Here is a 10,341-nt window from a genome sequence, read left to right as displayed (position 1 = left end):
GCGGCGGCGGCCGTGTGTGGCACCGCCGCACACCCCCGCCCGTAGGGATGGGTCGGCCCCGGGGGCACGACCCTTCCGGCATTTCCCCGCTCTGTCGTCCGGGCCGCCCTTGGTAGGCTGGCGGCCCGTCCCCTCCCAGTCAGGAAACCCCTATGGCCATTCCCTCCTTCGTCGATCGCGTCACTCTCGAGGTGGCCGGCGGTAACGGAGGCCACGGGTGCGCCTCCATCCACCGGGAGAAGTTCAAGCCACTCGGTGGGCCCGACGGCGGCAACGGCGGTGACGGCGGCTCGGTCGTGCTCCGCGTCGACCCCGGCCTGACGACGCTGGTCGAGTTCCACCGCCAGCACAGGCGCCATGCCGCCAACGGTGAGCCGGGCCGGGGGGACAACCAGAACGGCGCCAAGGGCGACGACATCGTGCTGCTCGTGCCGCAGGGCACGGTGATCACCGACGCCGCGACCGGTGCGTTGATGGCGGATCTGTCCACCCCGGACGCCGAGGCGGTCGTGGCCCAGGGCGGCCGGGGCGGGCTCGGCAACGCCGCGCTGGCCTCCTCCTCCCGGAAGGCCCCCGGCTTCGCGTTGCTCGGTGAGGAGGGCGAAGCCCACGACGTCGTCCTCGAGCTCAAGGTGGTCGCGGACGTCGGCCTGGTCGGCTTCCCCAGTGCGGGCAAGTCCTCGCTGATCGCGGCGATCTCCGCCGCCCGCCCGAAGATCGCCGACTACCCGTTCACCACGCTGGTGCCCAACCTCGGGGTGGTGGTGGCCGGCGACACCACCTACACCGTCGCCGATGTCCCCGGCCTGATCGAGGGCGCCTCCGAGGGCAAGGGACTGGGGCTGGACTTCCTGCGCCACATCGAGCGGTGCGCGGCGATCGTCCACGTGATCGACTGCGCCACCTTCGAGCCGGGCCGCGACCCGGTCACCGACCTCGACGTCATCGAGGGCGAGCTGCACGCCCACGGCGGGCTGGACGACCGTCCCCGGCTGGTCGCGCTGAACAAGATCGACGTCCCCGACGCCCGGGACCTGGTCGATCTGGTCCGCGCCGATCTGGAGGAGCGCGGCCTGCGGGTGTTCCCGATCTCCACCAAGACCGGGGAGGGGCTGAAGGCGCTGCAGTTCGCCATGGCCCAGCTCGTCGAGGAGCGCCGGGCCCACCAGCCGGCGCCCGCGGCCCCACGCATCGTGCTGCACCCGCCGACGGTCGGGGAGACCGGTGAGCAGTTCACCATCCGGCGGATCGGTGACGGTGAGGGTGGCTTCATGTGGCGGGTCCGTGGCGCCAAGCCGGAGCGCTGGGTGCGTCAGACGGACTTCAAGAACGCCGAGGCGGTCGGCTACCTGGCCGACCGTCTCAACCGGCTCGGCATCGAGGAGGCGCTGCTCGACCGGGGCGCCATCGCCGGCGACGCCGTCGCGATCGGCGGCGACGACGCGGTGATCTTCGACTTCGCCCCACAGGTCGACACCGGCGCCGAGATCCTGGCCCGGCGCGGGCACGACCAGCGGCTCGAGGGGCAGCGCCCAGCTGTGACGCGGCGCCGCGAGAAGGACGCCGCCTACCACGCCGCCCAGGACGAGGAGGCGTACGTCTTCGGTCCGCGCACCGTCCCGGAGCATCCGGAGGTGCTCGAGGAGCGGACCGACGCGCCGGGGGCCGGGGCGGGCCGGGACCCCGAGGAGCCCGAGCGGTGAGCAACGGCGTGGAGACCTCGATCGATCGCGCGGCGCTGTCCTCCTGCGGCCGACTGGTGATCAAGGTCGGCTCGTCGTCCCTGACCCGGGCCGACGGGCACCTCGACGTGATGCACATCGCGATCCTCGTCGACACCATCGGTGCCGCCCGGGCCCGCGGCCAGGAGGTCGCCCTGGTGTCCTCGGGGGCGATCGCCGCCGGGCTGCTGCCCCTGGGCCTCACCCACCGGCCGTACGATCTGCCCACCCAGCAGGCCGCCGCCGCGGTCGGGCAGGGCCAGCTGCTCGAGCTCTACACCGCACTGTTCCGCCGCTACGGGCTGTCCGCGGCCCAGGTGTTGCTGACCACCGGGGACCTGGAGTACCAGGAGCGCTACCACAACGCCCGCGAGACGATGGACCGGCTGCTGGAGCTCGGCGTCGTCCCGATCGTCAACGAGAACGACACGGTCGCCACCCAGGAGCTGCGGTTCGGTGACAACGACCGGCTCGCCGCCCTCACCTCGCACCTGCTGCACGCCGACGCGCTGCTGCTCATCTCCGACGTCAACGCGCTCTACACCGCCCACCCCGAGACCCCCGGCGCCCGCCGGATCGGCACGGTCCGCAACGTCGACGAGCTGGCCGGAGTGGACATCTCGCGGCGCGGCAGCGCGGTCGGCACCGGCGGCATGGTGACCAAGCTGGAGGCGGCCCGGATCGCCACCGGCGCGGGGATCGCGGTCGGGCTGACCGACCTGGAGCACCTGCCGGGCTTCCTCACCGGCCAGGACGTCGGGACCTTCTTCCTGCCCACCGGCAAACGCCGGCCCGCCCGGCTGCTGTGGCTGGCGCACATCAGCGACCCGGACGGCGCCCTGGTGCTCGACCCGGGCGCGGTGAGCGCCGTCGCCGACCGCAAGGCCTCGCTGCTGCCCGCCGGGATCACCGCCGTCCGTGGCAGCTTCGACGTCGGCGACCCGGTCGACCTGATCGACGAGCGCGGCCGGGTGATCGCCCGGGGGCTGGTGAACTACAACTCCGCCGACCTGAAGAGCATGATCGGCCACCACACCTGGGACCTCGCCGCATCGTACGGGGAGCGCTTCCAGCGCGCCGCAGTGCACCGCGACTCCCTGGTGGTGCTGCGCTGATGCCGCCGCTGTCGGCGCGGCCGGTGCCGGTCCGGGGGCGGTGCCATCCGGCCGACGACGCCGGGACGGCCGGCCGTGTCCGCCTGGCCCACGGAGCCCATCGGGCCCGGGCGGCCCTCGGCGGTCGCGCCCGGAGGGTGCTGGCGCTGCTGGCCGGCGCCGCGCTGGTCCCCCTGACCGCCTGTGGCGGACCGGGCCCGACGCCGACCCCGGCCGACCCGACCGCCGCCGGGCAGGGGACGTACGTCGTCGGCGCCGCCGTCGACCCGCTGTCGCTCGACCCGGCGCTGGTCACCGACCCGGACAGCCTGCGGATCACCCGGCAGATCTTCGAGACCCTGGTCATGCTGCCCGAGGCGGCGGCCGCCGCCACGCCGTCCCCCAGCCCCACCGCCACGACGGGGGCCGGCACCGGCACCGGGCCCGCGACGCCCGGCGACCCGACGACGACGGCGGCGGCGCCGGTCGACGACGCCGTGGCCCCCGGCCTGGCGACCGCCTGGAAGGCGACCAACGGCGGGCGGACGTACACCTTCACCCTCCGTCAGGGGGTGAAGTTCCAGGACGGCACGAGCTTCGGCCCGTCGGCGGTGTGTGCGAACGTCGACCGCTGGTTCACCTTCACCGGCCGGGCGGCCGACCCGGACATCTCCGCGGTCTACCAGGAGGTCTTCGGCGGCTTCATCGACTCCGCGGGCACCCGGCTGGCCGGCTGCACGGTGCTCGGCACCCAGCAGGTGCGTCTCGACCTCACCACCCCGATGCCGGGGCTGTTGACCCAGCTGACCCGCCCCCAGTTCGGCATCCAGAGCCCCACCGCGATGGCGACCTACGGTGCGTACGACACCGGCGCCGACCCGCGCGCCACTCCGTACGCGACCGCCCACCCGACCGGCACCGGGCCGTTCCGGTTCGGCGCCTGGGAGGCGGGCGTCCAGGTGGTCCTGCTGCGCAACCCCGACTACTGGGGCAGCAAGGCGACCGTCGAACGGGTCCTGATCAGGACCGTGAACGACCCCAAGGCGCGCGGCGACGGCCTGGTCAAGGGCACCCTCGACACGTACGACCAGATCACCCCGCTGGAGGCCGGGTCGCTGACCACCGACCCGAAGGCGGGCACCCGGGTGCTCGGCCGGGCACCGCGCGACCTGACCTATCTCGGCATCGACCGCAGCGCCAAGGCGATGCAGGACACCCGGGTGCGCCAGGCCGTCGCGATGGCGATCGACCCGACAGCCCTGGTGGTGCGGACGATGCCGCCCGGTTCCCAGGTCGCCGACGACCTGATCCCCGGCCGGTCACGGCAGCGCGCCTACGCGTACGACCCGACGGCCGCCCGTCGGCTGCTCGCCGAGGCGGGGGTGAGTGATCTCAAGGTGCGGATCGCCTATCCCAGCGGGGTGCAGCAGAGTTACCTGCCGGCCCCGGAGGACCTGTACGTCGCGGTCGCCGACCAGCTGAAGGCGGTCGGCATCACCGCCGAGCCGGTCGCGATGTCCTGGCCGGCGTACCTGCAGATGCTCGGCACCAGCAACAGCACCAACCGCCCCGACCTGCACCTGATGGGGGTGGCGATGGACACCCCGGAGTCGTCCTCGACCGTCAGCCAGCTGCTGTCCGGCGGGGCGGCGGAGTTCGGCCTCGGGGCGTCGTGGACCTCGGCCACGCTGAACACGCTCGCCGGACTGCCGGCCGGCAGCGGCCGGGACGCGGCGGTGCACGCCGCCGCGGACCATCTGCTCACCGACCCGGTCATCGTCCCGCTGGCGGTGCCCGCCGACCGGGTCGCCGTCGGGCGTCGGGTCACCCAGTTCACCGTCCGCCCGTACGCCGACGAGGTGTGGTCCTCGGTACGGCTGACCGGCTGACCGGCTGAGTCGGTGGTCGGCTGAGCTGCTGAGCTGCTGAGCTGCTGACCGGCTCACCGGCTGAGCCGCTGCCGGGCGGCGGATATCCTTGCGGCCATGGAGTTCCGTGACCAGGCCCTAGCCGCTCGTGACGCCGCCCAGGTGCTCGCTGTGACCCCGACCGGGGTGAAGAACGCCGCTCTCCACGCGATGGCGGACGCCCTCCTGGAGGCCACCGAGCCGATCCTGGCCGCCAATGCCGAGGACGTCCGTGCCGCGGAGGACAACGGCACCTCCGCCTCGCTGATCGACCGGCTGCGGCTCACCCCGGAGCGGATCGCCGCGATGGCCGACGGGCTGCGCCAGATGGCCGGCCTGGCCGACCCGGTCGGCGATGTGGTCCGCGGCTGGACCACCGACAACGGGCTGCGGATCCGCCAGCTGCGGGTGCCGTTCGGGGTGATCGGGATCATCTACGAGGCCCGGCCCAACGTCACCGCCGACGCCGGCGGCATCTGTCTGAAGTCCGGCAACGCGGCCCTGCTGCGCGGCTCCTCGTCCACGTACGCCTCCAATGTCGCCGTCGTCGAGGCCCTGCACCGCGGCCTGCAGGCGGTGGACCTGCCGCAGACCGCGATCCAGCTGGTCGCCGGCCCCCGTGAGGTCACCGACGAGATGATGACCGCCCGCGGCCTGGTCGACCTGCTCATCCCCCGGGGCGGGGCCGGGCTGATCAACCACGTCGTACAGAGCTCGACGGTCCCGGTGATCGAGACCGGCACCGGCAACTGCCATCTCTACGTCGACGCCGCCGCCGACCTCGACATGGCGTACGCCATCATGCTCAACGCCAAGACCCAGCGCCCCAGCGTGTGCAACGCCCTGGAGACGCTGCTGGTGCACCGCGACGTCGCCGACGCGTTCCTGGCCCGGGCCCTGCCCGGGCTGGCGGAGGCGGGCGTCACCGTGCACGGTGACCAGCGGGTGGCCGGCGTCAGCGACACGGTGGTGCCGGCCGGGGAGGACGACTTCGCCGCGGAATGGCTGTCGCTGGACCTGTCGGTGAAGGTCGTCGAATCGCTGGACGAGGCGATCGCGCACATCCGTCGCTACACCTCGGGGCACTCGGAGACGATCGTCACCGACTCGCGCCGGGCGGCCGACCGGTTCGTCGCGGCGATCGACGCGGCCGCGGTGCTGGTCAACGCCAGCAGCCGGTTCGTCGACGGCGGCGAGTTCGGCTTCGGGGCGGAGATCGGCATCTCCACCCAGAAGCTGCACGCCCGCGGCCCGATGGCGCTGGTCGAGATGACCTCGACGAAGTACGTGGTGGAGGGCGAGGGCCAGGTCCGGAGCTGACCGGGGCCCTCCGGGCCGGGCTCCCAGCGGGACGGGCTCAGAGCTCTCCGCAGGGCGGGGAAGGTGGTCCGCGCAGGGCGGGGCCCCAGCAGCGCGGCCTGAGGTGTTCCGCCACCGGGGCACTCCGGGACAGCGTCGGGCCGAGCCGCTAGCATGACCGGCATGACCAATGCTCTGGTAGCCCTCGCAGCGGGCGAAGGCCTCACGCTCCCGATGCCCGAGTGGGCGTTCTTCCTCATCCCGTTCCTGATCCTGACCGGGCTGATGCTCGCCGTCCAGCTCATCGGCCGGACCCACCCGCACAGCTGACCACTGGGTTGGCCACTACGCAGACCGGCCTGGCGCGCCGCCGTGACGTCCTGTACGGACGGCGGTACCGCCTGGGCGTGATGGGCGGCACCTTCGACCCCATCCACCACGGCCACCTGGTCGCGGCGAGTGAGGTCGCCGCCCGGTTCGCACTCGACGAGGTCGTGTTCGTCCCGACGGGCACGCCCTGGCAGAAGAAGGACCGCCAGGTCTCCTCCGGTGAGGACCGTTACATCATGTCGGCGATCGCGACCTCGTCGAACCCCCGCTTCACCGTCAGCCGGGCCGACATCGAGCGGCCCGGCGACACGTTCACCGTCGACACGCTGAAGGACCTGCGGGCCGAGCGGGGCGACGACGTCGACCTGTTCTTCATCACCGGTGCCGATGCGCTGGCCCAGATCCTCACCTGGCGCGGGGCCGACGAGCTGTTCGAGCTGGCCCACTTCATCGGCGTCAGCCGCCCGGGCATGACGCTCGAAGCACCCTCGGTCGAGCACCTGCCGGCCGACCGCATCACCTTGCTCAACGTGCCCGCGCTGGCCATCTCGTCCACCGACTGCCGCCAGCGGGTGCGGGACGGGCTGCCGATCTGGTACCTCGTCCCCGACGGCATCGTGAACTACATCAACAAACGTGGTCTCTACCAGGAGCTGTGATTCTTTGACCGCCACCGAGCGTTCCGTCCATCTCGCCCGGGTCGCCGCCCGGGCCGCCGCCGACAAGCTCGCCACCGATCTGGTGGCGTTCGACGTCTCCGAGCGGCTGGCGATCACCGACATCTTCCTCGTCGCCACCGCGGCCAACGACCGCCAGGTCGGTGCCGTGGTCGACGCGATCGAGGAGGCGCTGCACCGGGAGGATGCGAAGCGCACCCGGATCGAGGGCGACCGCGAGCAGCGCTGGGTGCTGATCGACTTCCTCGACGTCGTCGTACACGTGATGCAGCCCGACGAGAGGGCCCTCTACGCCCTGGAGCGGCTCTGGGGTGATTGCCCGCGGGTCGAGCTCGGCGTCGAAGAGACGCGATGACCGCGGCCCGGCTGATCATCTGGCGCCACGGCGAGACCGACTGGAACCTCACCGGCCGCTTCCAGGGCCACCACGACATCCCGCTCAACGCCGTGGGGGAGCAGCAGGCCCGGACGGCGGCCCCGTTCCTGGCCGAATGGGCCCCGACCACCATCGTCTCCTCCGATCTGTCCCGGGCCCGCGGGACGGCCCAGGCCCTGGCGGACGTCACCGACCTCCCGATCACCCTCGACGAGCGGCTGCGCGAGATCGATGTCGGCGACTGGGTGGGTCGTACGATCCAGGAGATCGTCGAGGAGGACCCCAGCATCGGGGAACGGATGCGCACCGGCGAGGACGTCCGCCGCTCCGAGCGCGGTGAGACCGCCGGCGAGATGGGGGAGCGGATCGCCTCGGCGCTCAGCGACATCGCCGAGCAGGCCGCCGACGGGGAGACCGTCGTCGTGGTCACCCACGGGATGGCCGCCCGGATCGGCTCGGTGTTCTTCGTCGGCGGATCCTACTTCGACACCCGGCTGCTCGGCGGCGTACGCAACTGCGCCTGGATCGTGATGGACACCGGCCGCGACGGCGTGTGGCGGATCCGGCAGTACAACGTGCACGTCTGACCGCTCGGGTGATCCTCTGGCTGCTCGGTGACTTGTCAGGGACGGGTTCCGGTGGCCTTGTCGGAACCGTCAGGAGGGCCTGCCAGGGGCCATCGGGAGCGGGCGCCCGATTTGGTGCGATCGGCGATTCGCGCTAAGGTTCTCTGGTCGGTCCGCGCAGGACGGGCGCCCGCAAGGGGCATTGGCGCAGTTGGTAGCGCGCTTCCATGGCATGGAAGAGGTCAGGGGTTCGAATCCCCTATGCTCCACTCTCTGTCTGTTCGGACTTGTTCCGGGCGGTCGAGTGTCTCCTGTACGGGAAGTATCCCGGGGCAGACGTACGGGGCATTGGCGCAGTTGGTAGCGCGCTTCCATGGCATGGAAGAGGTCAGGGGTTCGAATCCCCTATGCTCCACCAGATTGAATATGTTCAAACCCGTGACCTCAGAACAGAGGTCGGAGGTGGACTCCGGGTTCAGCGGGGTCGCAAGAATGGGCGTTCCGACAGTGTCGGGGCGCCCTTCTTCGTCTGTTGGTGAGGTCACGGGTTCAACGTGGCCGAGCCCACGGGTCTTGTTGACGATCACCGCGAACGGCTCGCTGAGTTCGTGGCGTACACGGATGCGCCCGTCGTCGGACACGTCGACGTAGAGGGCCTCGAAGAAGGCCCGGTTGAGCTGGCCCCGCGCTTCAGGGGTGGCGTGGCGGTAGAGGTCGTGGGGTTCGGCGCAGAGTGCGGTTGTCTTCTTCGTCAGCTCCACGCCGGCCTCCAGCTCGACGTCGACCTTGTCCGTGTGTTGTTGGACGGCCCGAGGTTGGAACTTGATGTCGCCCAGGAGCTTTTGCAGCTTGTCCGGGGAGCCGAGGCCGTTCATGAGTCCTTGGAGCAGTCGGTCTTCTCTCTGGTCGAGCTCGACGAGCTCCTTCTTGAGGTTGGCCTGGAGCTGCTTCGTGGTGGCTAGGTGCGCGGCGACTTCCTGCTCGGTCGCTTCGATCAGTGCCTTGCTCCGGTCGGGGCCGATCGAGATCTGGCTGTAGGAGTCTTCGACGGCTCGTTCGAGTGGATCGATGCGCAGGAAGGGGAGATCGCACACTCCCTTGGCCCGGCCGGTGCAACCGAAGTAGGCGTACTGGTGGTCCTTTACTTCTGTGTAGATGAGGCGGTTGTGATGGCCTCGCTGCTCGCAGCGGTCGCACCAGACGTAGCCCTTGAGGTAGTGGTGCAGCTTGTGTATGCGCACGTCGGCGGTCGAGCGGGTGTCCAGTACGTCCTGGACGCGGTCGAAGAGTTCCTGATCGACGAGCTCCTCGCAGGTGGTCCAGGCTGCCGGTTGGGGACGTTCTTCTGGACAGGGAGAAGAAGGATTCCATGGCGGCGTTGTCACCGCAGGCGCCGACCCGGCCCATGGATCCGACCATGTGGGCCATCGACCGCATTGCGCGGGGTGGGCGATAGGGGTGGGGAGAGCACCCCATCGGAGGCCTTAGGCGGATGCCACCACCCTTCATTGGACGAGATTGATAACCACCGAGACCACCATGAGGACGAACATGGCGGCCACCGTCAGCACGATCAGGTAGTACGGGAGAGCGGTCATGAAATACCAGACGCGCTCCCCGGATCGGATGCCGGCCTCGCGAACACAGGAAGTGAGGTATTGACGGCTCAAGAAGTGGAAGATGCTGATCTTGTCGGGTCCGCCGCCACCATTCGTCGCGGATCTCCACCGGCTGAGATAGCCGAGCCGACGAGAAAGATAGTAGCACCCGAAAATTACCCCCCATCCCAGCACGACGATTCCGTAAGTGATGTTGAATGTGAAGTAGAGCAACAGGCATGCCGCTGCCACCCACCCAGGAGCCACCACAAGGACCAGCGGAATAATTCGGCGCGATGCAGCCGCATCACACGCATCCCCCAACTCGGGAAAACTCATCCCAAACCTCGCTTAACGTAATTTCGCCATCCCTTAGGTCGTACAGTTTGCGGACCCTACAGGATCCCGTGGATCACCCCGAACAGACGCCCACAGAATTCAAATGCTTCGGATCAGTGGATCGACTTCTCGATGACTTCAAGTGGAGCCTCAGCCCATGCCGCGATCTCTTTCGCCTGTCGCACGACGCGGAAATCGTCCCATGGGGGCGGGCGGAATACAAACGAGGACAGAGAATCCAGCGCCACTTCCCGCCCGTCATTCAATATGACGGAGCCGTAAAGCAGCGGAAGACCCGTCGCATTCATTGAATTGAACTCAACGATTACTCGGTCTATTTGATAGCGACCCACCTTACGATACAATCCGTAACGCAGGGCGGCACCGTTCAAAACGACAGCCTTTTGCTCAATGAAGAGGATGTAAAAAATAGT

General features: G+C 69.9%; 11 protein-coding genes and 2 tRNA genes. 11 read left to right on the top strand and 2 right to left on the bottom strand.

What is annotated here, in order from left to right; genetic code table 11:
* Positions 1-152 precede the first annotated feature (152 nt).
* From obgE to VB059_RS10105, 11 genes are all read left to right on the top strand, one after another.
* A complete protein-coding gene (gene obgE / locus VB059_RS10155) occupies positions 153-1,703 on the top strand; it encodes a GTPase ObgE (RefSeq protein WP_416339536.1) in 1,551 nt (516 codons plus the stop codon).
* Positions 1,700-2,836 carry a glutamate 5-kinase gene (gene proB, locus VB059_RS10150; RefSeq protein WP_323421907.1) on the top strand — a complete coding sequence of 379 codons (1,137 nt, stop codon included), beginning with the start codon at positions 1,700-1,702 and terminating at the stop codon, positions 2,834-2,836. The genes obgE and proB overlap by 4 nt, the downstream gene beginning before the upstream one ends.
* Positions 2,836-4,704, top strand: coding sequence for an ABC transporter substrate-binding protein (locus VB059_RS10145; RefSeq protein WP_323421906.1), 1,869 nt, complete (start codon positions 2,836-2,838; stop codon positions 4,702-4,704). Before proB ends, VB059_RS10145 begins: the two co-directional genes overlap by 1 nt.
* 96 nt (positions 4,705-4,800) lie before the next feature.
* Positions 4,801-6,042 (top strand): glutamate-5-semialdehyde dehydrogenase, encoded by a 1,242-nt coding sequence (locus VB059_RS10140; RefSeq protein WP_323421905.1) that lies wholly within the window; start codon positions 4,801-4,803, stop codon positions 6,040-6,042.
* A gap of 162 nt (positions 6,043-6,204) precedes the next feature.
* Complete coding sequence (locus VB059_RS10135; protein WP_323421904.1) at positions 6,205-6,351, top strand: hypothetical protein; 147 nt, start codon at positions 6,205-6,207, stop codon at positions 6,349-6,351.
* Between the two features lie 8 nt (positions 6,352-6,359).
* Positions 6,360-7,010, top strand: a complete 651-nt coding sequence (nadD, locus tag VB059_RS10130) for a nicotinate-nucleotide adenylyltransferase (protein WP_323421903.1) — start codon at positions 6,360-6,362, stop codon at positions 7,008-7,010.
* A 4-nt stretch (positions 7,011-7,014) separates the two neighbouring features.
* On the top strand, positions 7,015-7,383 hold the full coding sequence (gene rsfS, locus VB059_RS10125) for a ribosome silencing factor (RefSeq protein ID WP_323421902.1): 369 nt from the start codon (positions 7,015-7,017) through the stop codon (positions 7,381-7,383).
* Positions 7,380-7,991, top strand: coding sequence for a histidine phosphatase family protein (locus VB059_RS10120; protein ID WP_323421901.1), 612 nt, complete (start codon positions 7,380-7,382; stop codon positions 7,989-7,991). The genes rsfS and VB059_RS10120 overlap by 4 nt, the downstream gene beginning before the upstream one ends.
* A 175-nt stretch (positions 7,992-8,166) precedes the next feature.
* A tRNA-Ala gene (locus tag VB059_RS10115) sits at positions 8,167-8,239 on the top strand.
* A gap of 73 nt (positions 8,240-8,312) precedes the next feature.
* Positions 8,313-8,388 (top strand) — tRNA-Ala (locus VB059_RS10110).
* Positions 8,389-8,524: 136 nt separating this feature from the next.
* Entirely contained in the window at positions 8,525-8,932 is a 408-nt protein-coding gene (locus VB059_RS10105) for a hypothetical protein (RefSeq protein WP_323421900.1), read from the top strand.
* 543 nt (positions 8,933-9,475) lie between these two features.
* On the opposite strand, the gene VB059_RS10100 is transcribed toward VB059_RS10105, so the two are convergent.
* Both VB059_RS10100 and VB059_RS10095 read right to left on the bottom strand, forming a co-directional pair.
* Complete coding sequence (locus VB059_RS10100; protein WP_323421899.1) at positions 9,476-9,907, bottom strand: hypothetical protein; 432 nt, start codon at positions 9,905-9,907, stop codon at positions 9,476-9,478.
* Positions 9,908-10,020: 113 nt separating this feature from the next.
* The gene (locus tag VB059_RS10095) at positions 10,021-10,299 is read right to left on the bottom strand and encodes a hypothetical protein (RefSeq protein ID WP_323421898.1); all 279 of its coding nucleotides are present in this window, start codon (positions 10,297-10,299) and stop codon (positions 10,021-10,023) included.
* Between the last annotated feature and the right edge of the window lie 42 nt (positions 10,300-10,341).

The organism is Raineyella sp. (assembly GCF_034933565.1).
Lineage (GTDB): Bacteria > Actinomycetota > Actinomycetes > Propionibacteriales > Propionibacteriaceae > Raineyella.
The sequence above is the reverse complement of the archived record's forward strand: the minus strand, read 5'-3'. Positions and strand labels throughout refer to the sequence as shown.

Excerpts from the sequence above, each read along its gene's own strand:
- obgE (WP_416339536.1), top strand. The coding sequence starts at position 153 with ATGGCCATTCCCTCCTTCGTCGATCGCGTCACTCTCGAGGTGGCCGGC.
- VB059_RS10100 (WP_323421899.1), bottom strand. The coding sequence starts at position 9,907 with ATGAGTTTTCCCGAGTTGGGGGATGCGTGTGATGCGGCTGCATCGCGC.
- VB059_RS10140 (WP_323421905.1), top strand. The coding sequence starts at position 4,801 with ATGGAGTTCCGTGACCAGGCCCTAGCCGCTCGTGACGCCGCCCAGGTG.
- VB059_RS10120 (WP_323421901.1), top strand. The coding sequence starts at position 7,380 with ATGACCGCGGCCCGGCTGATCATCTGGCGCCACGGCGAGACCGACTGG.
- VB059_RS10135 (WP_323421904.1), top strand. The coding sequence starts at position 6,205 with ATGACCAATGCTCTGGTAGCCCTCGCAGCGGGCGAAGGCCTCACGCTC.
- VB059_RS10145 (WP_323421906.1), top strand. The coding sequence starts at position 2,836 with ATGCCGCCGCTGTCGGCGCGGCCGGTGCCGGTCCGGGGGCGGTGCCAT.